At 50.5% G+C, this 22,828-nt stretch carries 22 protein-coding genes, 1 tRNA gene and 1 pseudogene; 8 read left to right on the top strand and 16 right to left on the bottom strand.

What is annotated here, in order from left to right:
* Positions 1 to 27 precede the first annotated feature (27 nt).
* The 12 genes from ybeD to D9T21_RS20040 form a co-directional block, all read right to left on the bottom strand.
* Positions 28 to 300: a DUF493 family protein YbeD gene (gene ybeD / locus D9T21_RS20095; protein WP_123326962.1), complete on the bottom strand. Its 273-nt coding sequence runs from the start codon at positions 298 to 300 to the stop codon at positions 28 to 30.
* A gap of 93 nt (positions 301 to 393) precedes the next feature.
* Positions 394 to 1,587, bottom strand: a complete 1,194-nt coding sequence (locus tag D9T21_RS20090; RefSeq protein WP_123326984.1) for a D-alanyl-D-alanine carboxypeptidase family protein — start codon at positions 1,585 to 1,587, stop codon at positions 394 to 396.
* 133 nt (positions 1,588 to 1,720) lie between these two features.
* Positions 1,721 to 2,647, bottom strand: a complete 927-nt coding sequence (locus tag D9T21_RS20085; protein WP_123326961.1) for a septal ring lytic transglycosylase RlpA family protein — start codon at positions 2,645 to 2,647, stop codon at positions 1,721 to 1,723.
* On the bottom strand, positions 2,647 to 3,762 hold the full coding sequence (gene rodA, locus D9T21_RS20080; RefSeq protein WP_123326960.1) for a rod shape-determining protein RodA: 1,116 nt from the start codon (positions 3,760 to 3,762) through the stop codon (positions 2,647 to 2,649). The genes D9T21_RS20085 and rodA overlap by 1 nt, the downstream gene beginning before the upstream one ends.
* Complete coding sequence (gene mrdA, locus D9T21_RS20075) at positions 3,759 to 5,666, bottom strand: penicillin-binding protein 2 (RefSeq protein WP_123326959.1); 1,908 nt, start codon at positions 5,664 to 5,666, stop codon at positions 3,759 to 3,761. The genes rodA and mrdA overlap by 4 nt, the downstream gene beginning before the upstream one ends.
* 3 nt (positions 5,667 to 5,669) lie before the next feature.
* A complete protein-coding gene (rlmH, locus tag D9T21_RS20070; RefSeq protein ID WP_123326958.1) occupies positions 5,670 to 6,140 on the bottom strand; it encodes a 23S rRNA (pseudouridine(1915)-N(3))-methyltransferase RlmH in 471 nt (156 codons plus the stop codon).
* Positions 6,141 to 6,169: 29 nt separating this feature from the next.
* Positions 6,170 to 6,487, bottom strand: coding sequence for a ribosome silencing factor (gene rsfS, locus D9T21_RS20065; protein WP_105936807.1), 318 nt, complete (start codon positions 6,485 to 6,487; stop codon positions 6,170 to 6,172).
* A 20-nt stretch (positions 6,488 to 6,507) separates the two neighbouring features.
* Positions 6,508 to 7,152, bottom strand: a complete 645-nt coding sequence (gene nadD, locus D9T21_RS20060) for a nicotinate-nucleotide adenylyltransferase (RefSeq protein ID WP_123326957.1) — start codon at positions 7,150 to 7,152, stop codon at positions 6,508 to 6,510.
* Positions 7,152 to 8,192, bottom strand: coding sequence for a DNA polymerase III subunit delta (holA, locus tag D9T21_RS20055; protein WP_105936809.1), 1,041 nt, complete (start codon positions 8,190 to 8,192; stop codon positions 7,152 to 7,154). Before holA ends, nadD begins: the two co-directional genes overlap by 1 nt.
* A 4-nt stretch (positions 8,193 to 8,196) precedes the next feature.
* On the bottom strand, positions 8,197 to 8,715 hold the full coding sequence (locus tag D9T21_RS20050) for an LPS-assembly lipoprotein LptE (protein ID WP_123326956.1): 519 nt from the start codon (positions 8,713 to 8,715) through the stop codon (positions 8,197 to 8,199).
* Positions 8,715 to 11,318 (bottom strand): leucine--tRNA ligase, encoded by a 2,604-nt coding sequence (leuS, locus tag D9T21_RS20045; protein WP_123326955.1) that lies wholly within the window; start codon positions 11,316 to 11,318, stop codon positions 8,715 to 8,717. The genes D9T21_RS20050 and leuS overlap by 1 nt, the downstream gene beginning before the upstream one ends.
* A gap of 183 nt (positions 11,319 to 11,501) precedes the next feature.
* Positions 11,502 to 12,020: an SRPBCC family protein gene (locus D9T21_RS20040; RefSeq protein ID WP_123326954.1), complete on the bottom strand. Its 519-nt coding sequence runs from the start codon at positions 12,018 to 12,020 to the stop codon at positions 11,502 to 11,504.
* A gap of 137 nt (positions 12,021 to 12,157) precedes the next feature.
* Here D9T21_RS20040 and D9T21_RS20035 point away from each other — a divergent pair, with 137 nt between their 5' ends.
* Complete coding sequence (locus tag D9T21_RS20035; protein WP_123326953.1) at positions 12,158 to 14,539, top strand: Lon protease family protein; 2,382 nt, start codon at positions 12,158 to 12,160, stop codon at positions 14,537 to 14,539.
* A gap of 59 nt (positions 14,540 to 14,598) precedes the next feature.
* On the opposite strand, the gene D9T21_RS20030 is transcribed toward D9T21_RS20035, so the two are convergent.
* Together D9T21_RS20030 and yhbY are read right to left on the bottom strand one after the other, a co-directional pair.
* Positions 14,599 to 15,375, bottom strand: a complete 777-nt coding sequence (locus D9T21_RS20030) for an SDR family NAD(P)-dependent oxidoreductase (protein WP_123326952.1) — start codon at positions 15,373 to 15,375, stop codon at positions 14,599 to 14,601.
* Between the two features lie 87 nt (positions 15,376 to 15,462).
* Positions 15,463 to 15,756, bottom strand: coding sequence for a ribosome assembly RNA-binding protein YhbY (gene yhbY / locus D9T21_RS20025; RefSeq protein ID WP_105936815.1), 294 nt, complete (start codon positions 15,754 to 15,756; stop codon positions 15,463 to 15,465).
* Between the two features lie 624 nt (positions 15,757 to 16,380).
* Between yhbY and ftsH the strand changes: the two genes are divergently transcribed.
* The 7 genes and pseudogenes from ftsH (at position 16,381) to D9T21_RS19990 (ending at position 22,141) form a co-directional block, all read left to right on the top strand.
* A complete protein-coding gene (gene ftsH, locus D9T21_RS20020; RefSeq protein ID WP_123326951.1) occupies positions 16,381 to 18,327 on the top strand; it encodes an ATP-dependent zinc metalloprotease FtsH in 1,947 nt (648 codons plus the stop codon).
* 72 nt (positions 18,328 to 18,399) lie between these two features.
* Positions 18,400 to 19,221 (top strand): dihydropteroate synthase, encoded by an 822-nt coding sequence (gene folP / locus D9T21_RS20015; RefSeq protein ID WP_123326950.1) that lies wholly within the window; start codon positions 18,400 to 18,402, stop codon positions 19,219 to 19,221.
* A 14-nt stretch (positions 19,222 to 19,235) separates the two neighbouring features.
* A complete protein-coding gene (gene glmM, locus D9T21_RS20010) occupies positions 19,236 to 20,582 on the top strand; it encodes a phosphoglucosamine mutase (protein ID WP_123326949.1) in 1,347 nt (448 codons plus the stop codon).
* A 113-nt stretch (positions 20,583 to 20,695) separates the two neighbouring features.
* The gene (gene tpiA, locus D9T21_RS20005; protein ID WP_241155768.1) at positions 20,696 to 21,430 is read left to right on the top strand and encodes a triose-phosphate isomerase; all 735 of its coding nucleotides are present in this window, start codon (positions 20,696 to 20,698) and stop codon (positions 21,428 to 21,430) included.
* Between the two features lie 12 nt (positions 21,431 to 21,442).
* Positions 21,443 to 21,796: a preprotein translocase subunit SecG gene (secG, locus tag D9T21_RS20000; RefSeq protein ID WP_123326947.1), complete on the top strand. Its 354-nt coding sequence runs from the start codon at positions 21,443 to 21,445 to the stop codon at positions 21,794 to 21,796.
* A gap of 19 nt (positions 21,797 to 21,815) precedes the next feature.
* A tRNA-Leu gene (locus D9T21_RS19995) sits at positions 21,816 to 21,900 on the top strand.
* A gap of 68 nt (positions 21,901 to 21,968) precedes the next feature.
* Positions 21,969 to 22,141: pseudogene (locus tag D9T21_RS19990) on the top strand (YqaE/Pmp3 family membrane protein).
* Positions 22,142 to 22,153: 12 nt separating this feature from the next.
* Here D9T21_RS19990 and D9T21_RS19985 read toward each other — a convergent pair.
* Both D9T21_RS19985 and D9T21_RS19980 read right to left on the bottom strand, forming a co-directional pair.
* Complete coding sequence (locus D9T21_RS19985; protein WP_164464774.1) at positions 22,154 to 22,351, bottom strand: hypothetical protein; 198 nt, start codon at positions 22,349 to 22,351, stop codon at positions 22,154 to 22,156.
* Positions 22,352 to 22,361: 10 nt separating this feature from the next.
* A complete protein-coding gene (locus D9T21_RS19980) occupies positions 22,362 to 22,796 on the bottom strand; it encodes a hemerythrin domain-containing protein (RefSeq protein WP_105936823.1) in 435 nt (144 codons plus the stop codon).
* Positions 22,797 to 22,828 lie beyond the last annotated feature (32 nt).

Raw genomic sequence — 22,828 nt, 5'->3', positions numbered from 1 at the left:
ATCGTCCTTATTAACGGCGTCTGTCACTTAAAGTACAACTCTCACTAATTCGATTTTGGCCAGTTCGGTGTAAATTAATTCCATATGTTCTTTGCTGGTTACCGTTACGGCAACCGATACAGAGTGGTAATTCCCTTTAGCGCTTGGCTTTACCGCGGGCGCATAGTCGCCCGGTGCATGTTCCTGCAGGCAGGATACCACATGTAACGGTAAATCTTCGTGGGCGATGCCCATCACTTTAAAGGTTTGAACCGTGGGGAAGTCCAGCAGTTCGTCAAACCGAGTGTCTAATTTAGTCACTTTTGCTTACCTCTCAAAATAGCACGGCACGAATTCTACCAATTCGTGCCGTACACCACCAGACGCATGTAGGTTCCAGGCGATTATCTGGTATTAATCATTCAGACCTAACTGTAAAGTTACATAATCAAGCAGCCGGTCGAAAAGGCCACCTTCCTTAACTTCCTGTAAGGTTACTAACGGGTACTGCGCTACGTCTTCCCCTTCTAACTGGATATACAGGGTGCCAACCACTTCGCCTTTAGCCAGCGGTGCTTCCAGACTTTTATCCAGTTCAAAGTTCGCTTCCAGGTTAGCCACCTGACCACGGGGAATGGTAATTGGCGTAGACTGGTTAATACCTAAATCCACGGTATCCCGATCACCCATGTAAATACGGTGCGAAACAAAGCTGTCACCGGCTTTGTAAGGGGTAACAGTTTCGTAAAAACGGAAGCCATAGCGCAGTAGCTTTTTATTCTCTACTTTACGTGCTCGTTCGCTGTCTGTGCCCATTACTACCGATACCAGGCGCATATCACCCTGGGTAGCAGAGGTAATCAGCGAGTACCCGGCATCCGAGGTATGGCCGGTTTTAATGCCGTCTACGTTAAGGCTTTGATCCCACAGCAGGCTGTTGCGGTTATACTGCTTGATGCCGTTGTAAGTGAATTCTTTTTCACTGTAGATTTTGTACATGTCCGGCGTCTCTTTTACGAGCGCGCGCGACAGCGTTGCCATGTCACGTGGCGAGGTGTAGTGATCCGGGTCGTGCAGGCCATGAGAGTTAACAAAATTACTGGCATTCATTCCCAGGTTGGCAGCATGGGCATTCATCATGCTGGCAAACGCACTTTCAGAACCGGCAATGTGTTCGGCCATGGCCACACAGGCGTCGTTACCAGATTGTACAATAATACCGCGTAACAGGTCGTGTACGGTAACGGTAGTACCTACTTCGATAAACATCTTCGAAGAATCCGGGAAATTCTTCGCCCAGGCATTTTCAGAAATTTTCACTTCGTCATCTAACGAAATGTTACCGGCCTGCAACTCTTTACCAATCACGTAAACCGTCATGATTTTGGTCAGACTGGCAGGCGCCAGCTGCATGTCGGCGTTTTGTTCGGCAATACTGGTGCCGGTTTCATAATCAAGTAACACGAAGCCGGCAGCGGCAACGGTAGGTGGCGGTGGAATAACGACCGCAGCTCTGGCAGTTTGCCAGTAAGCACTGAGTAACAGGGTAATGCTTAGTAGCAAGGCAGACAGGAAAGACGGTTTAGCGCGCTTTATTTTATTATGCATGGTTTTACCGTTTGAGTTGAAAGCGAAAATCTGTTGTATCGACAGCATTTTAACGTATGCCGTAGGCTTGGACTAGAGTCGGGGCAAAAAGTTTAATTTCAATGTGGCTGCGGGATATTTTCTGCGATTTTTATTACTGCAGACTCGCCGCTACTTTATATGCCCCCGGGTAGCCATTTTGTTTGAGCTCATCGAGTAACATATTGAGCTTAAAGCGGTCGGTCAGTGGCCCCAGTCGCAGCCGGTAAATATCATCAATGAGGGGAAACTCGGCAGGGACCTGATACAGCGACGATAACCCGTCAGACAGCTTTTTAGCGCGCTCGGCATCAGATAACGCAGCCACCTGGATGTAATATCCCTGACTGCCGGCTATCTCATTCAGGCCAGCACTGTCACTTTGTTCGGTGGCCAGTGGATCCGGGCTTGTTTCTGCGACAGTCTGACTGGCAGTTTGCAGATCGTCTTCGGCAGGTAATTCGCCAGCATAAAGCGCGTAAGGCACCGGTGGTTCATTGCCAACGGTGACCATATCGTCACTGTCGACGTGGATAACCTCAAGCTTTACCCGGGTGGTGCCATGCTGATGAAAGCCCAGTTTTTTGGCTGCCGCGTAAGATAAGTCGATGATCCGTTCAGAGTGAAACGGGCCACGGTCATTTACCCGCACAATCGCCTGTTGCTGGTTATCAAGGTTAGTTACTCTTACGTAGGAGGGCAGTGGCAGGGTTTTATGTGCAGCTGTCATACCGAACATGTCATACACTTCACCGTTAGAGGTGAGGTGGCCATGAAATTTTTGCCCATACCACGAGGCATTCCCCATGGCAATATAGCCTCTGCCGGTTTTCAGCGGACGATAGTATTTGCCGAGCACCTCATAGGGTAGGCTGTTTTGTTCCCGGTAGGGTTCATACTTAGGCTCCGCATCTTCCATGGGCGGCTCAGGATAAACAAAATCCGGAGCAGAATCGGTGGTCTGAGAATAGCGTGACGGCGCCTGACAGGCGCTCAGCAACAGGGTTGCAGTAAGGCTGAGTAAGAGTGTATACCGGGTCATTAGCGCGACAATAATCGTTTTTGTGTGCCGATGCCCATAAGCATGCCAAATCCGGCTAATAAAGTCACCATTGATGTGCCGCCGTAACTTACCAGCGGTAAAGGTACCCCAACCACCGGCAAAATTCCCGAAACCATGCCCATATTCACAAACACGTATACAAAGAAGGTTAGTGTAATACTGCCGGCCAGTAATTTGCTGTAAGCGTTCTGGGCACGTACCGCCAGCATCAGGCCGCGGACAATAATAAACAGGTAAATAGCCAGTAACAGTAACACGCCGGTCAGGCCAAACTCTTCACTGAACACGGCAAAAATAAAATCGGTGTGGCGCTCGGGTAAGAACTCCAGCTGTGACTGAGTGCCCTGTAACCAGCCTTTGCCCTCAAGCCCGCCAGAGCCGATGGCAATTTTAGACTGGATAATGTGATAGCCGGCACCCAGCGGATCACTCTCCGGGTTCACAAAGGTGATCACCCGCTGCTTCTGATAATCCTGCATCAGGAAGAACCACATAATTGGCAGAAACGCTCCGCCGAGCCCGGCCACTATCGTGATCAGTCGCCAGCTCATGCCGGCCAGAAAAATAGCAAATACACCGGAGCTGGCAATCAGCAGGGAGGTGCCGAGATCAGGCTGTTTGGCAATTAGGATAGTGGGGATCACCACCAGCATAAAACCAATTATAATTTGCGGCAGCCGTGGTGGCAGTGTGAATTTACTGATATACCAGGCCACCATCATGGGAACCGCCAGTTTCATCGCCTCGGACGGCTGAAAGCGAATAAATCCAAGGTCAAGCCAGCGCTGCGCGCCTTTACCGATGTCACCAAATACCAGCACCGCTATCAGCATCAGTATACCGGCACCGTATGCGTAAATGCTTAAGCGCCTGAACGCCATGGGCGGTACCTGAGCGAGCACAACCATTACGCCAATGGCAATACCGAGGCGCACAACCTGGCGTTCAATCAGCGCCATGTCCTGGCCACCCGCGGAGTAGATGGTTACCAGACCCACTCCCATTAGTACCAGCAGACCTAGCAGTAACGGCAGGTCGATGTGGATCCGATCCCAAAAGCTGATGTGATTTTCTCTTAACGTGCTGCGCTTCACTGGGATAACTCTCCGTTGGTCTGTTGCCCGGCGGCGAAGAGTTCCGGCTGATAAAGTTTAAAATAGGCGTCCATCATCAGTCGCGCCATTGGTGCTGCATTTTTACTACCGCCACCGGCGTTTTCCAGCACCACTGCAACGGTGATCTCCGGTTTATCGTAAGGTGCGTAGCCAATATACATAGCGTTGTCACGCAGGCGCTCGTCGACTTTTTCTTCTTCATATTCCTCGCCCTGAGCGACCGAGAATAACTGGGCGGTACCGGTTTTACCGGCTGAAATATACGGGGTATCGGCAAAGGCAAAGCGAGCACCGCCAACTTCGCCGTTGACCACCTGATACATAGCGTCCTGGATCACATCCCAGTTCTCGCGGTTAACAATATCGATGGGGCGCAGAAATTTAAGCGGCTCAGGTTGCATGGTGCCGTCGGCCTCGCGATAGCCCTGCAGGATCTGCGGCACAAACCGGGCACCGTAATTAACCAGCGCATTGGTGGCATGAACCAGCTGGATGGGAGTCGTTGTCCAGTATCCCTGGCCTATGCCTACTGCAATGGTATCGCCGATGTACCAGGGCTGATTAAAGCGCGCGCGTTTCCAGCCACGACTGGGCATATTGGCGTCGCTTTCTTCGTATAGGTCGATACCGGTATAGTCACCAAAGCCGAACTCCGACATATAATCACTGATGCTATCAATACCCATTTCGTAGGCCAGATCATAAAAATAGGTATCGCAGGACACCTCCACCGCGCGTGTCAGGTTTACCTCACCGTGGCCCCATTTACGCCAGTCGCGCCACACATGGGAGACATTGGGCAGGCGGTACTGTCCGGTATCGGTAATCGAGTATTCGGGCGTTACCGTATCGGTTTCCAGACCCAGTAATCCCAGTAGCGGCTTAACCGTTGAAGCCGGTGGGTATTGCCCTTGCGTAGCGCGATTAATTAACGGCCGGTCTGGCGAATTAAGTAATGCCGAGTAATTTTTACTGCTGATCCCATGAACAAATAAATTGGGGTCGTAACCGGGGTTAGAATACATCGCCAGGATACCGCCGGTATGTGCGGAGGAAATAATGATGGTGCCGCGCTGATCCTTGAGCGCTTCCTGCGCAGCCTGCTGCAGGCGAATATCAATATTCAGAACAATATCGCGACCCGGTGTGGGAGGCTGCACATCAAGGGTGCGAATAATCCGGCCCTGACTATTTACTTCTACCTGCTGATAACCGACTTCGCCGTGGAGAATGTCTTCGTGATATTTTTCAATACCGAGTTTGCCAATGTCGTAGGTGGCCGCGTAGTTGGCCTCCTCACCGGCTTCCTGGATTTTTTGCAGGTCCTTTTTATTAATTTTAGACACGTAGCCAAGAGCATGGGTGAGGGTTTCTTTGTACGGATAGTAACGGGCCAGGCGCGCCTCGATGGAAACGCCGGGAAAACGGTGGCTGCGGCTGGCAAAGCGAGCCACTTCTTCTTCCGTTAGCCGGGTGCGAAGCGCTACAGGCTTAAAACGGCGCTGTCCGCGCAGGGACTGTTTGAAATCTTCCACCTCATCATCGGTGATCCCCATCAGCGCCTGCAAAAATATCAGGGTATGCTCGAGGTTATCAACTTTCTCGGGGATAATTTCGAGGCTGTATACCGGCCGGTTTTCTGCCAGTAACACGCCGTTACGATCGTAGACGAGTCCGCGATTAGGGGCAATGGGCAATACTTTAATCCGATTGCCGTTTGAGCGGGTCTGGTAATCCTCAAAGTGCTCTACCTGCAAAAAGTAGAGGTTACTCACAACCATTGCCAGCAGGGCAAATACCACCAACCCGGCAATCACTGCCCGGCGGGCAAACAGATTTGCCTCTGCCGTGTGGTCGCGAATGGTCTGACGCTTAATCGGCATGCATTATTCTCTGTGGTAGGGGTGGTTCTGGGTAACAGACCAGGCCCGGTACAGAGATTCGGCGACGATGATTCGTACCAGTGGATGCGGCAGAGTAAGAGGGGAGAGTGACCAGCGTTGTTCGGCCAGCTCACAGCATACCGGGGCAAGGCCTTCTGGCCCACCGATGAGTAAACTGATATCGCGACCATCCATTTTCCAGCTGTCTAACTGGCGGGCGAGCGCTGGAGTGTCCCAGGGGCGGCCGGTGACTTCCAGCGTGACCACTTTATCGGACTTACCAATGGCCGCAATCATGGCTTCGCCTTCCTTTTGCAGGATGCGTTTGATATCTGCGTTTTTGCCGCGTTTACCTGGCGGGATCTCAGTAAACGTCACCGGCATATCTGCCGGAAACCTGCGCAGAAATTCATTGGTGCCGGTGCTCACCCAGTCTGGCATTTTATTACCAACCGCAATTACCTGTATGCGCACAGTTTACTAACTCCGTGTCGGCCGGGGAGTTAACCCCAAAGCTTTTCCAGCTGATAAAAATCCCGGGCTTCATCCTGCATGATATGCACAATGATATCGCCTAAGTCGACCAGTACCCAGTCGCCGGTTTCCTTGCCTTCAACATTTAGTGGGGCATGACCGGCGTGCTTGGCCTCTACCTGCACGTGTTCGGCAATCGAACTGACATGGCGTTTGGAGTTACCCGAACAGATAACCATGGTATCAGTGACGGTTGATTTTCCTTTTACATTTAATTCAACGATATCCCGTCCTTTCATATCGTCAATTTTGTCTAAGACAAACGCTTTGAGTTGCTCGTGTTGCAAAAGTTCTCCTCACTGACACCTTAAATGGCGCCGTATAACTTATGTTGTTTAATATAGTGCAGAACTGCCGGGCTAAGCCAGTCAGTCACCACACGGTCAGTTGTTTGTCCGGCAGTCAGCGCATCGCGTAATTGTGTGGAAGACACGGCATAGTCCTGACTGTCGGTATAATACACCAGCCCGGCAGGCTGGTGATAAAACGTTTCTAATTGCGTGCACTGACGCTCGGTGAGCCATTCGCGCAGTGTTTCATCCGGTTCGCCAGGCGAAGCAGGTCGCCGCATAACCACAATATGACAATAGTCTGTCAGTGATTGCCATTGATACCAGCTCGGCAGATTATACAGTGAATCTTCACCCAACAGAAAAAACAATGGTTCATTGCCCAGCGTGCGGCGTAAATGCTGTAGCGTCTTTACCGTGTAAGAGGGCGCTGGTAAGGATAATTCCAGTGGCTCAACATATAACGCGGGCTCATCCTCACAGGCCAGTTCAAGCATTTTTAAGCGGTGGGCAGTAGCTGTTTCTGGTGCCGTTTTATGCGGTGGCAATTTGCACGGTAATAAAGCCAGCCGCTCAACGCCAATCTCATTAATGGCTTCCAGTCCCGCTTTTATATGGCCCTGATGCGGCGGGTTAAAGGTCCCCCCTAATAACGCTCGCATCAGAGTGTATCTGCACTTTCAGCAAATGCCATATGCGCCAGCGGCACGCCGGTGAACAGCAGGCATAAATGACAAAGTTTGATATATGGCCTGACCACAGAGGTTTGCTTAAACAACTGGTCGGCTTCGGTGAGCTGCTCACCAATCAGCGTCAGGTCTTGTTTGGACAACCGTTGCATTGCCTGCTGGTAATAGCCCTGGCGGTTTTTCCAGATCCCCAGCTTCGGCCAGGTGATTGTCTGACCGCTGTTTTGCAGATGATTCAGCTTCCACAGCGTCTGCCATTCCCGCACCAGTGCCCAGATGATAATGTTGGGTTCAATGCCTTCACTTTCCAGTCGTTGGAGGATTTTAACGCAGCGGGTGCGATCGCCCTGGAGCATGATATCCACCAGCTGGAAAACGTTGAAACGCGACTGATCCACCAGGGCGCTGGCCAGTTTTTCTTCGTCCAGCTGTTTATCCGGGTAGGCCAGGGTGAGTTTTTCAATTTCCTGGGCGGCAGCCATCAGGTTGCCCTCACTGAAGTCAGCAATGAGTTTCACACAGGCGGGGGTAAACTGAAAAGACTCGGATTGCAGGCGTTGCTGGATCCATTTGTGTAGCTGCGCGCCTTCCAGCGGGTAGCAGATGGTGAAAACACCGATGGCGTCGAGGGCTTTAAACCATTTGGTTCGCTGCACGTCCTTGCCAATTCTGCCGCCATGGATGATGAGCAGGGTATCGCTCGATAAGTTACCTGCCAGGTCAGTCAGGATACCAGCACCTTCGGTGCCAGGCTTACCCGTAGGTAATTCCAGCTCGATTAACTGGCGTGCCGCAAACAGCGACATACTCTGGGTCGCATCGATTAAACGTGACCAGCTAAATTCGCCGTCAGCTACCAGCACCGTGCGCTCATCGAAGCCTTGCTGTTTAGCCGTTGCTCTTAATGCCTGCAGAATTTCAAACTTTTGCTGAGGCTCATCACCAAAGACCAGATAGCAGCCCTTAAGACCCTCTTTTAAGGTTTGCCTGAAGCGATCGGGATAAACCTGCACCTGATTAAAGCCCCGCGTACTGACTGGATAACAAGCGAATGATACGGTCGGCTGCTTCCAGGCGCATTTCACTGAGCACCAGATTCAGCTCGCGCGATTTTGCCAGCACCTGATCGGGGTCATCCTGATATTCCCGCAGTACTTCAAAAGAGGTTTTCAGTTCCTCGCCATTGGGAAACAGTACGGTATAACGAACACCATAAATCAGCTCATATTCTGCTACCTGACCGGTAGCAAATACTGACAGTAGCCGTCGGTCCAGTGACTCAGGCTGCAGGCGCAGGGTAATGGTTGTGTCTTCCAGACCGGGGGCCGCCTCGGGGCCGCCCTTGATTTGATACACATTCATGCGATTTTCTAGCGCTCGCACCAGGGGCGCATTCTGACTAGTCGCCTGCACGTACAGGTAGTCGGTGTTGCTTGGCAGGGTTTTATCGCTACGCAAATGAAAACCACAGCTGGCGAGAGCCAGTGTGGTTATCATCAGGATCAGACTTTTACTGATAACAGTTAATCTGCGCATTAGTTAGCCACGATATTCACCAGCTTACCGGGTACCACAATGACCTTACGGATGGTCTTGCCTTCGGTAAACTGCTGTACATTGGGCTGGTCTTTAGCCAGTTGTTCCAGCTCTTCTTTGCTGGCACTGGCTGAAACGGTAATTTTAGCCCGTAGTTTACCGTTAACCTGAACAATAATTAGCTTTTCGTCTTCAACCAATGCATCCTTATCAGCCACCGGCCATGGCGCTGTTTCGATACTGTTGGTATGGCCAAGCTTTGCCCACAGGTGATGACAGATATGCGGAGTGATTGGATTCAACAGCAACACAATGCTGTTAACCGCTTCACGCATTAAGGCGATATCCTGGCTACTCTCCTGCGGTGCTTTTTGCAGGTGGTTAAGCAATTCCATGATTGCCGCTACCGCCGTGTTGAACGTCTGACGACGGCCCAAATCATCACTGACTTTTTCGATGGTTTTGTGCAGCTCACGGCGCAGTGCCTGCTGAGATTTATCCAGCGCTTTAACGTCCAGCTCCCCGGGGGTGCCGGCAGCCAGATGATCATTCACCAGTTTCCATACTCGACGCAGGAAGCGGTTAGCGCCTTCTACCCCTGAGTCTACCCATTCCAGCGTTTGCTCTGGTGGCGCTGCAAACATGGTAAATAAACGTACCGTATCGGCACCGTACTGATCGATAACCTGTTGCGGGTCGATACCATTATTTTTCGACTTCGACATTTTGGTCATACCGCCATGCTGCACCGGCGTATTATCAGCAGTTAGCCAGGCTTTGATGATCCGGCCCTTGTCATCTTTTTCGGTAGATACTTCAGTGGGCGAGTACCAGGTTTTCTTCCCTTTATCGTCTTCACTGTAGTAGGAGTCAGCCAGCACCATGCCCTGACACAACAAACGCTTGTAAGGCTCGTCAGATTCAACCAGGCCTTCATCACGTAATAATTTGTGATAGAAGCGGGAATACAACAGGTGCAGGATAGCGTGTTCGATACCGCCTACATATTGATCCACCGGCAGCCAGTAGTTAGCTTTAGCCGGATCCAGCATGGCATCATCGGTAGTCGCACAGCTGTAGCGCGCGTAGTACCAGGAAGACTCCATAAAGGTGTCAAAGGTGTCGGTTTCGCGCAGCGCAGCTTCACCGTTGTAAGTCGTTTTGGCCCATTGTGGATCGGCTTTAATTGGCGAGGTCACCCCGTCCATTTCCACATCTTCAGGTAATACTACCGGCAGCTCATCAGCTGGTACTGGCACAGATTCACCGTTTTCCAGATTAAGCATTGGGATAGGCGCACCCCAGTAACGCTGACGGCTCACGCCCCAGTCACGCAGGCGGTAATTTACTTTGCGCTGACCACAGCCCAGCTCCACCAGTTTGTCGGCAATACCATTAAAAGCCGCGTCAAATTCCAGTCCGTCAAAGTTATTGGAATTAATCAGTACGCCTTTTTCGGTGAAGGCTGACGCGCTCAGGTCGCACTCGACATTGCTGCCTTGTTGTGGCTCGATCACCTGCTTGATGGGTAAATCGTAGCGGGTGGCAAATTCCCAGTCACGTTGATCGTGCCCCGGCACTGCCATTACTGCGCCTGAGCCGTAATCCATCAATACGAAGTTTGCTACCCATACTGGTAATTGCTCGCCGGTTAACGGATGAACCACGTAAAAGCCGGTGGAACAGCCTTTTTTCTCCATGGTGGCCAGTTCTGCTTCGGCGACCTTGGTGTTTTTACATTCATCGATGAATTTAGCAACGTCGGCATTGTTCTGTGCGGCGGCCTCGGCCAGCGGATGTTGTGCAGCCACGGCAACATAGGTGACACCCATAAAGGTATCCGGGCGCGTGGTGTAAACGGTTAAATCGCTGACCTCATTAACCTGCTCAGCCATTTTAAAGGTAATTTCAACACCCTCGGAGCGACCAATCCAGTTAGCCTGCATGGCCCGAACCTGTTCCGGCCAGTCTTCCAGTTGTTCGAGATCCTGTAACAGCTCTTCGGCGTAATCGGTGATTTTAATAAACCACTGCGGGATTTCTTTTTGCTCAACTACAGCGCCTGAACGCCAGCCACGGCCATCGATAACCTGTTCGTTGGCGAGTACGGTTTGGTCTACCGGATCCCAGTTAACCGTTGAATTCTTTTTGTAAACCAGGCCTTTTTCATACAGGCGCGTAAAAAACCACTGCTCCCAACGATAGTAGTCTGCTTTACAGGTGGCGACTTCGCGGTCCCAGTCGTAGCCGAAGCCCAGCGACTTAAGCTGGTTTTTCATGTAGTCGATATTCGAGTAGGTCCACTTTGCCGGCGCGGTGTTGTTATTAATTGCCGCGTTTTCTGCTGGCAGACCAAAGGCATCCCATCCCATGGGTTGCAGTACATTTTTGCCCTGCATACGCTGAAAACGGCTGATTACGTCACCGATGGTATAATTACGCACGTGTCCCATGTGGAGGCGGCCACTGGGGTAGGGGAACATAGACAGGCAGTAAAACTTCTCTTTACCCGGCTCTTCTGTCACCTTAAAGGCATTGGTGTCTTGCCAGTGCTGCTGCACCGCACTTTCGATTTCTTGTGGGTTGTACTGATTTTCGGCCATTTACCTGAGGCTTCCGCTTTATTTAACTTTAACAACTGTACCGGCAGCGGGTGTGAAAAGGAGTCTAAACACTACCACCAGTAGATTATGGGTATAATAACCCCATAGAATAACTTAGCGGTGGCGTATGTCACAATAGGCTGAACCTAATGAAGCGGAATATTTGGCTTAATTGACCGTAATTTAATCGCTCCTAAGGTAATTTGCCAGGCCCTGCAACTGCAACCCCTGTACCTCGGCAACCACTGGCGCCAGTTTGCTAAAGCCATCGGGTGTAAAACCCTGTACACGGTAGGTCAGCGTAATTTGAGTGCCACCGGGCACTGATTCAAATACCCAGTCCAGCGAGCCAAACACGCCCATCCCCTGCAAGGGGCCAAGGCCGCCGGTCATTCTCAGCATTTTTTGCGGTTCGACAAATACGACCTGCATGTGTTGCGCGGAGCGACTTCCTGCCGTTTCACAAAAACATCCACCGGCTTTTGCCTGCAGGGTGAATTTCCCTTCTTCGCCCCACCAGCTGTGGCTTTTCGGCCACCATTTATCGATATCATTGATAAGGGCAGTCCACACCACATCGGTCGGTGCATCAATGTGGACCTTATTCTCGACAATAAAGCCACTGTCACTGACGGCAATGACTTCTGGTTTGGCCAAACAGGCGCTACTCAGCAGCAGGGTAAATAAGGCTATTAACTTCATTATGGTGGTTCCGAACACGGGGCTACGAATCAATCGGTCAGGCTAGTATGGAAATTGAGCAAACACAAGTTTAGGGTTTGACAGGCAAGGGGATTCAGGATTCACTGTAGTGAGAGTAAATAAAGAAGAATATAGCTATGACCTGGGAGCGGTTACCTGCCACACAGCTCACCCCTAATATAAATCGTCGGGCCATCAATCAGGCACTAAAAGAAGACGCGGCGTTAAATTCGACCTTTATAGGTCAGGAACGGGCCCGCGAGGCGCTGACGTTTGGTTTAAATATCGATTCTACCGGTTACAACCTGTATGTGATGGGTGAGCACGCTACCGGCCGCTTCACTCTGGTTAAGGAATACATCGAACGGCATGTGAGTAAACTGGCCACGCCCGATGACTGGTGTTTTATCAACAATTTCGAGGAAGAACGCGAGCCTCTGGTGCTGCGCATGCATCCTGGCGGTGCGCGGGAATTTGCCCGGGATATGGCGAATCTGGTGGACGAGTTACTCGATACCTTCCCGGCGGCCTTTGATAACCCGGGGTATCAGCGTAAAAAAGCGGCAATTTCCAGACACTTTGAACAAAAATACGATGAAGCCATTAATAGTGTTGAACGCTTTGCCCAGGCCAATTCAGTGGCCATGCATGAAGAGCAGGGTACCGTTAGCTTTGCTCCCATTGTAAATAATAAACCCATTGATGACAGTGAATTTGCTCAGCTCACCGAGCAGCAGCGCGAAGGCTTTTACAAATTAATTGATGAGCTGGAAAACCGGCTCAGTGAAAGTCTGCTTTCGTTACCCGTGTGGAAGCGGGAAAATTCTGAGCAGTTACGCAAGTTGAACCGGGACACTGCAGAGCACGGCATCAGGCCACTGCTTAAGGAACTGGAGCATAAGTATTCTGGTGACCTCGGGGTGCTTAAACACCTGCGCCAGTTAAAGTCGCACCTGATTGAAGCGGTGATTGCTTTTCTGACCGAAGAGCCTAAAGCTGAAAAGTTGGATGAACGTGACCGCCGGGAGATCCTCGAAGAGCATTTTTTGCCAAATGTTATCTGTGCGCATAGCCTGGAAGGCGGTGCGCCGGTTGTTTATGAGCCCAATCCAACTTACCAGAACCTGTTTGGCTTAATTGAGTACACCCATTTAGGCGGGGCAATGTACACCAACTATAAGATGATCCGCCCGGGCGCGCTGCACAAGGCCAACGGTGGGTATCTGCTGCTCGACGCGGATCAACTGCTACATCAGCCTTATGTATGGGAAGCACTTAAACTGGCGGTCAAGTTTGGTAAGTTAAAAATGGATTTGCCGCAACAGGATGTGGGTATGGCCAGTGCGATGACACTGATGCCCCAGGCCATCGACCTGAAAGTGAAGGTTATCCTGATGGGGTCCCGCGATCTGTACTATACCTTGCAGGATTACGACTCAGAGTTTAATGAGCTGTTTCGGGTACTGGTTGATTTTGACCATGAAATCAGTGCAACCCGGCAAAACCTGTTTGATTTTGTTGGCCGGGTGCGCAAGAAAATCATTCAGCTTGGCCTGACAGGCATTACCCAGCCTGCCATGTACCGCCTGGTTGAGTATTCTTTGCGCATGGCGGAACATCAGGAAAAGCTGTCGGCACATTTTGCCGATGTCATCGAGTTGCTCAATGAGGCCCATTATTTCTGCATGAAAGTGGGTGATACGCAAATAGATTTAAGTCATCTGAACTCGGCTCTGATGGCTAAAAAACGCCGCACCGGCCGTGTTAGTACCTCGTTGTTAAACGATATAAAAGAAGGCCAGGTGCTCATTGCAACTGAGGGTAAAGCTATCGGTAAGGTAAATGGCCTGACGGTAATGGATATTGGTGATACGGCGTTTGGCACGCCGGCACGGATCACTGCAACGGTTTATGCCGGTGCCAGTGGGGTGGTGGATATTGAGAGGGAAGTCGAACTGGGACAGCCGATCCACTCGAAAGGGGTAATGCTACTCACCGGTTATCTCGGTAACAAATACGCGCAGGCCTTTCCGTTAACCGTATCCGCGAATATTGCCCTGGAGCAATCTTACGGCCATATCGACGGCGACAGCGCTTCTTTAGGCGAACTGGTGGCGCTTATTTCAGCTATTACTGATATTCCTGCCCGGCAGTCGTTGGCGGTCACCGGCTCCATTAACCAGTACGGTGAAGTGCAGGCAGTGGGCGGCGTTAATGAAAAAATTGAAGGCTTCTTCGATGTTTGCCAGCACCGCGGTTTAAATGGTGAGCAGGGCGTGATTATCCCCAAATCCAATGTTCGTCACCTGGTGCTCGATAAAGCTGTAGTGGATGCGGTGAAAAAAGGTCAGTTTGCTATCTACAGTGTGGAAACCGTGGATGATGCGCTTGAACTGCTGATGGAGAAAGAAGCCGGAGTCCTGTCAAGTCGTGGCCGGTATCCGAAAAATACCGTAAATGACCTGGCCGTTAAGCGCTTGTATCAGATTGCCTGTACAGTGAATGGCGCAGAAGAATAAAGCCGGCATATTACATAGCGGGCTGGCCTGCAGCCCGATTTTTCAGCTTCAACCTTGGGTTACTTTGGTTGCATGCGTAATGCACCGTCCAGACGAATGGTTTCGCCGTTAATATAGCTATTCTGGCAAATATGCTGGGCAAGGTGGGCAAATTCTTCCGGGCTACCAAGGCGGGCCGGAAAAGGCACGTTTGCACCCAGCGCGTCCTGCACCTGTTGCGGCATAGCTGTGAGTAGTGGTGTGCCCATCACGCCCGGCGCAATGCTGTTCACCCGAATTCCCAGGTTCGACAGATCCCTTGCCATTGGCAGTGTTAAGCCAATAATTGCTGCTTTACTTGCTGCGTAAGCGGTTTGGCCAATCTGGCCTTCGTAACCGGCGATGGACGCTGTGTTGATGATCACGCCGCGTTCGCCCGTGTCTGGGTGGGGAGCATTTTCTGCCATCTTCGCCGCGGCCAGCCGCGCCACGTTATAGGTGCCACTGAGGTTAATTGACAGAGTCTGATTAAAACGCGTCAGACTGGCGGGCTCGCCCTGTTTATTGAGTAAACGCTCCGCCGGGGCGATACCGGCACAATTTACGCAAAAATGAATTGCACCAAAGCGCTCCACGGCACTATCCAGCGCTTTACTGATGGCTTGTTCACTGGTGACATCGGCATTGATAAACAGCGTGTTGTCAGCACCTAACTCAGATTGCTGTCTGGCGCCGGCTTCACTGTTGATATCGATAAGAACAACATTGGCGCCCATTGACACCAGCTGTTTGGCAACCGCCAGGCCCAGCCCTGAACACCCGCCGGTGATCACAGCTGTATGGTTGGCTATCTGCATTGCAACTCCGTTTATTGTTAGTAAAATGTTAAACTTATTTTACCTAACGTTTACGGAAAGGGAATGTGCAGGAAGTGATGGGATAACTTATTTTGGCAACTGAATTTTACACTCTTCGCTGGGGCGATACAGAATCAGCGTGTGGCCAATTACCTGTAATTTCTCACTGGCGGTTTCGCGAATAATGGCGTCCATAATCAGCGCCTTTTCTTCACGGTCATCCGAAGGCACTTTTACCTTGATTAATTCGTGGTGGTTCAGGGCGTTGTCGATTTCGGCCAGAACACCTTCGGTCAAACCATTGCCGCCAAGCTGAACAACGGGTTTTAACGGGTGGGCGAGGCCTTTAAGGAATTGCTTTTGTTTATTTGAAAGTTTCATTATTTAAGTTTTTCTTACAATTTAAGTGCAAAGTCTGTCTTGAAAAAGCGTATTCTAACGCCATCTCGACTACAATCCTAATGAGATCGTACGGTAAAGACAAAAAAGACGCAGTAAGTCAGGGCTAACCGTTGATTAATTGAACATTTCAATCAGTTGTTGGTTAATTTGCTTAACCGGCAAGGTGCAATTGGCGAAATACTTTTAGTCTTTGGATTGAACAGATTGATTGCTTGAACCGTAGAAAAGTAAAACAGCTCGGTTGTGAAACGACTGCTGTGAAATGTTAGCGGGCAAGATCCCTCAGGGGATTGCGTTTCACGATAACGAAGGATTTGCGCGGTAAATGACTGGAACCTGGCAACAGATTTGCAGTCTTACAGCGTAACCGTGCAGGAAGTGTTCAGGTGATTTTTTCAGCGTTAGTAAAAACACCGCCTGAACCAGTAAATTACGCGCATCGGATCTGCCCGGAGCGCGTTACAGAGAAGCGTATTAGGTAGCAAGCGGTTATAAAGTATAGTAGGCTTAGTTATCGCGTTTTTGAGACACTCACCGGTCGTTTTTAGTGGCGCAATTTAGCGTCACATTGAGACCGGATGATTTTTACAGAGGTTAGTAGCATTGAGCGACATGGCAAAAAACTTAATCTTGTGGTTGGTGATCGCAGTAGTTTTAATGGCGGTTTTCCAAAGTTTTTCTCCCAGCGAATCTGGCCGGGCACAAACTGACTACACCACATTTCTTAAAGAAGTGAAGCAAGGCACAATTCGCGAAGTGCGGATTAGCAGCGACACAAACGAAATTCGTGGTGTTAAGCGCTCAGGCGAGACATTTAAAACGTTCATCCCGTATTTTGATGATCAGCTAATCTCTGATCTGGTCAAGCAGGACGTTCGCGTGTTGGGTGAGCCGCCGGAGCAGCCGTCGATTCTGACGTCAATTTTCATTTCCTGGTTCCCAATGTTACTGCTTATCGCCGTATGGATATTCTTCATGCGACAAATGCAGGGCGGCGGCGGCCGTGGTGCAATGTCATTTGGTAAGAGCAAAGCGCGCTTACTGAGTGAAGATCAAATCAAAACGACCTTTGCCGACGTTGCTGGTTGTGACGAAGCCAAAGAAGATGTCGCTGAGCTGGTAGACTTCCTGCGCGACCCTTCCAAGTTCCAGAAACTGGGCGGTAAGATTCCGAAGGGCGTCCTGATGGTAGGCCCTCCTGGTACGGGTAAAACCTTGCTGGCAAAAGCGATTGCCGGTGAAGCCAAAGTACCGTTTTTTACCATTTCCGGTTCTGACTTCGTAGAAATGTTTGTCGGTGTGGGTGCCTCACGGGTTCGCGATATGTTTGAACAGGCCCGTAAAGCGGCACCTTGTATTATCTTTATCGACGAAATCGATGCCGTTGGCCGTCAGCGTGGTGCCGGTTTAGGTGGTGGTCACGACGAGCGTGAGCAAACCCTTAACCAGATGCTGGTAGAAATGGACGGCTTTGAAGGTCACGAAGGTATTATTGTCATCGCCGCGACTAACCGTCCGGATGTGCTCGACCCGGCTCTGTTGCGTCCTGGTCGCTTCGACCGTCAGGTGGTTGTTGGTCTGCCGGATATTCGTGGTCGTGAACAGATCCTTAAAGTACACGTACGTAAGGTACCGGTTGCAGACGATGTTGAACCATCGGTGATTGCCCGCGGTACACCAGGTTTCTCTGGTGCCGATCTGGCTAACCTGGTAAACGAAGCGGCGTTGTTTGCTGCGCGAGCTAACCGTCGACTGGTATCGATGGAAGAGTTTGAGAAAGCCAAAGACAAAATTATGATGGGTTCTGAGCGTAAGTCCATGGTGATGTCTGAAGAAGAGAAAACCATGACGGCTTATCACGAGGCGGGCCACGCCATTGTGGGTCGTTTAGTGCCAGAGCATGATCCGGTATACAAAGTGTCTATCATTCCACGCGGTCGCGCGTTGGGTGTTACTATGTATCTGCCGGAGCAGGATCGGGTAAGCCACACCAAGCAACACCTGGAGAGTATGATTTCCAGCTTGTTTGGCGGCCGTCTTGCTGAGCAAATCATTTATGGTAACGATAAAGTGACTACCGGCGCCTCGAATGATATCGAGCGAGCCACCGATATTGCCCGTAAGATGGTTACCCAATGGGGTCTGTCAGACAAAATGGGACCAATGCTGTACGCCGAAGAAGAAGGCGAGGTGTTCCTGGGTAAATCCATGTCAAAGGCATCAAACATGTCTGATGACACCGCCCGTGCCATTGATGCGGAGATCAAGTCTGTGATCGACCGCAACTATGACCGTGCTCAGCAAATTCTCGAAGAAAACATCGACATTCTGCACTCAATGAAAGACGCGCTGATGAAGTACGAAACCATTGATGCCAAGCAGATAGATGACCTGATGGCGCGTCGCGATGTGCGGCCACCAGCCGGTTGGGACGACCGTCCGTCAAGTGGCGATAAGCCAAGCGGTGGCGCACCCAGCAAAGAAGGCGAGATTACCGATGATGGTGTTGATAAGCCGTCTGTAGGTAAACCTGGTGATCTGCCGGGCTAAGCTCAGGCCAATTAATTAAAAGCGCCGGTAACCCCGGCGCTTTTTTGTATTTACAGTAAGCTATTATCCGTTATGCAAATCAGATCGATAACCTTATCTACTTCTCAGCCCCAGGTGATGGGGATCTTAAACGTTACCCCCGATTCCTTTTCGGATGGTGGTCAGCACAATACCCTGCAAGCTGCGCTGGAGCAGGCCAGGGCGATGGAAGCGGCCGGCGCGACAATAATTGACATTGGCGGAGAGTCCACCCGGCCGGGTGCCCCGGATGTCAGCCTCGATGAAGAACTCGAACGGGTGGTACCGGTGGTAGAAGCCCTACGGGCCCAATCTGATATCGTTATCTCCATCGATACCAGTAAAGCGCCGGTGATGCGCGAAGCGCTTGCCGCGGGAGGAGATCTCATTAATGATGTTCGGGCGTTACAGGAGCCCGGTTGTCGTGAGGTGGTGGCAGAATATGGCGTACCGGTGTGCCTGATGCACATGCAGGGGCAGCCGAGAACCATGCAGGCCAATCCGCATTATGAGGATTTGTTTACTGACATCGAGAACTTTTTCACTCAGCAAATCGCAGCTTGCGAGGCGGCCGGCATTAGTCGGGATAAAATCCTGCTTGACCCGGGGTTTGGCTTCGGTAAGACTCTTGAGCATAACTATCAGTTATTAAATGAACTTGAGCGATTTCACCGGTTTAAGATGCCGTTACTGGTGGGCATGTCGCGCAAATCCATGATAGGGAATTTAACCGGTCAGCCGGTGGATAAAAGGCTGGCAGGCAGTTTAGCAGTGGCAACTATTGCGGCGCTGAAAGGTGCACAAATAATAAGAGTACACGACGTCGAGGAAACTGCTGATGTTGTGAAAGTTGCCAGCTATATGAATACATTATAATTAGGAAATACGTTATGGGCGCTAGAAAATATTTTGGTACTGATGGTATCCGCGGCAAAGTGGGCGAGAGTGCCATTAATCCGGAATTTGTTATTAAGCTGGGTTGGGCGGCAGGTAAGGTGCTTGCCGGTCATGGTACTAATAAAGTTCTGATAGGGAAGGACACCAGGATCTCCGGTTACATGCTGGAGTCAGCCCTGGAAGCCGGCTTGTCGGCGGCTGGGATCAACAGTGGCTTACTCGGCCCTATGCCAACCCCGGCGATTGCCTATCTGACCAAAACGTTTCGCTCTGAAGCAGGCATTGTGATCAGTGCCTCGCACAATCCTTATTATGATAACGGTATTAAGTTTTTCTCTTCTGATGGCTTTAAGCTTGATGATGACATTGAAATTGCCATTGAAGAGATGATGGACAAACCGATGACCTGTGTTGCATCGAATAAACTGGGTAAAGCCACCCGGATTAACGATGCGGCAGGGCGTTATATCGAATACTGCAAAGGGACGTTTCCGTCTGAGTTATCCCTGCAGGGGCTCAAAGTAGTGGTAGATTGTGCTCATGGTGCTACTTATCACATCGCACCAAATGTACTGGCTGAGCTGGGTGCTGAGGTTATTGAACTGGGCACTAAACCCAATGGCCTGAATATCAATGAAGGCGTTGGTGCCACCAGTATGCGCTCAACGGTAGAAGCGGTGCTGGAACACAAAGCCGATTTAGGCTTTGCCCTGGATGGCGATGGTGACCGCATTATGATGGTGGACCATCTGGGCAACGTGATTGATGGAGACCAGGTGTTATTCATTATTGCCCGTGATGCGTTAAAAGGCGGTCGCCTCAATGGCGGTGGCGTGGTGGGTACTCTGATGAGTAACCTCGGCCTTGAGATAGCGCTCAACAAGCTGGGCGTGCCCTTTGTGCGTTCCAAAGTTGGTGACCGTTATGTGATGGAATTACTGCAACAGAAAAACTGGACCATCGGCGGCGAAAACTCAGGACACGTACTGAATCTTAATCTGGCTTCGACCGGCGACGGTATTATTGCTGGCCTGCAGGTGATTTCTGCCATGCTGCGCGCCAATATGACATTGCACGATTTAGCCAGTGGTTTTGAAAAATTCCCGCAAACACTGGTTAATGTCCGGTTTGAAAATGCCGATAGCGATCCGCTAAACAGTGACGAAGTGCTAACGGCCAAAGCAGAAGCCGAGAGCGCACTGGGTAAACAGGGCCGCGTGTTGTTACGCAAGAGTGGTACTGAACCCTTGATTCGGGTTATGGTTGAGTCAGATGATGAACTGGCTTCTACGACATGGGCGGAGAAAATCGCCGATGCTGTTCGTAATGTGTCCAGTTAGTCTGTTTTAGCTCAATATTTTGCGGTTTTTTACTTGTATAATCGTAAGGGAATAGTTAATATCACGCCCGCTTTGACGCCGGGATGAAGTCAAACACAGTTGGAAGACGATACATGAGAAAGCCAATCGTAGCTGGAAACTGGAAGATGAACGGCAGCCGTTCATTGGTTAAAGAATTTTCTACACTAATGGATGGTGTTGATAGCGCAGCGGTAGAGGTAATAATATGCCCACCAGCGTGCTATCTTGGTGACTTTGCCGGCGCTGACTTCGCCCTGGGCGGACAAACGGTAAGTGAGCTGGATAACGGCGCACATACCGGTGATATCTCAGCGCAGATGCTGATTGAGTTAGGTTGCAACTATGTGATTGTGGGCCACTCAGAACGACGTGATGACCATGGCGAGTCGAGCGAACTGGTTGCTGCGAAAGCCTTAAAGGCAATCAGCAGTGGCCTGACACCGATTATTTGTATCGGTGAATCGCTGCAAACCCGCGAAGCGGGTAAGCTGGAAAGCTTTTTAGCTGCTCAGCTTGATGCATTAACAACCTTGATGACGGCAGAGCAATTAAGCAAAGCGGTTATTGCCTATGAGCCTATCTGGGCCATCGGTACCGGTGTAACAGCCACGCCTGAACAGGCTCAGGAAGTTCATGCGTTTATACGCGGGCATTTGGCCAGCTTCAGTGAGGACCTGGCATCAGGGATGCAAATCCTTTATGGTGGCAGCGTTAAAGCATCGAATGCGAAAGAATTATTTGCTCAGCCGGATATTGACGGTGGTCTGATAGGCGGAGCAAGCCTGAAAGTAGAAGAATTTAGACAAGTTTGCCAGGCGGCAGGCTAACGAGGATAGAAAATGATTTATCAAGTGCTTTTGGTTGCATACCTGATTGTAGCACTGCTGTTAATTGGCTTTGTGCTGATTCAACAGGGTAAAGGTGCCGATATGGGTGCATCTTTTGGTGCCGGCGGTTCTAATACCGTGTTTGGTTCAAGTGGTTCAGGTAACTTTATGACTCGAGCCACGGGTATTCTGGCTACGGCATTTTTTGTGATTAGCCTGTTACTGGGTAATATTACTGCCCGTCAGGAAAAAGCACCTGATGAGTGGGAAAACCTGGAAGTACCGGTAACTCAGCAGGCCGCGCCAGCTGATACCGACGTACCAGCGGTACCGGTTGAAGATAACACCGGTGATACGCCTAACTAAGGCATATAGAAACGATTTTGCGGAAGTGGTGGAATTGGTAGACACGCCATCTTGAGGGGGTGGTGGCTTCGGCCGTGCGGGTTCAAGTCCCGCTTTCCGCACCAAATAAAAAACCACCCATCAGGGTGGTTTTTTTATGCCTGACACATTCTCAGGCTAGAGGGTGAAACTGATGAATATTTATCTTATGGCCTTGCTGGCTGTATTGCTGCCACCGCTGGCCGTTTATCTGAACGCAGGGATGACCCGTCAGTTCTGGATAAACTTGCTCCTTACCATGCTTGGCTTTGTGCCGGGGCGGTGCATGCGCTCTATGTTGTAATATCGAATCATCGGACACGGTAGCTCCCCGCGCGGTTAGGCTGAGTCACTGTGGTCCTGCCACACGAATCGCGTAAGTGTAATCAACAGGCAGATAAGAATAAGAAGCAGAAGCAGGCCTGCCATCATCAGGCCATAGCTGTTCTTTTGCAGTGGTGAAAGCAACAAAAACAGCTGCGTTACCACTGGTACGCCAAGCATCAGATAAATCGCCAGCTTCAGCATATTCATCATCTTTGTCCTGTTAGGCCAGTTCGCTCATTTCGTCACGATAAGCCTCACCGAGCGCTTTTTTCTGCTTCTCGTTAAGGATGCGACCGGCAATCTGGAAAAATTCCTGCTCTTCGTCGTCCAGGTGATGCTCAACCTGCTCCTTAAGCTGTTTAAGAAAACGTAACCAGGCGGGAGAGCTAAACTCTGTGCCATCGAGCTTTTCCACTAATTCATCAATCTCGTGGTGCTCTGCGATACCATGACGAGACAGCTCAACCGCGTTGTCATCATCCATAAGCGGTACGTAAAAGTGACGTTCTTCGGCTGTTGCGTGACGCTCCAGTTCGTCCTTCAGCTCATCAAAATATTCACGACGAGCGGCAGTGTCGCCATGTGTTTCTACTAAGATCTTTAGTAATAAACGTTGCTTTTCATGATCCTGACGTAATGCTTCAAAAATGTTCATAAGGTGCTCCTGACTAGTTGTTCAGATGGTAA

The organism is Marisediminitalea oceani, from assembly GCF_003731635.1.
Lineage (GTDB): Bacteria > Pseudomonadota > Gammaproteobacteria > Enterobacterales > Alteromonadaceae > Alteromonas > Alteromonas oceani.
Note: the sequence above shows the minus strand (reverse complement) of the source record. Positions and strands in the feature narration are given on the sequence as shown.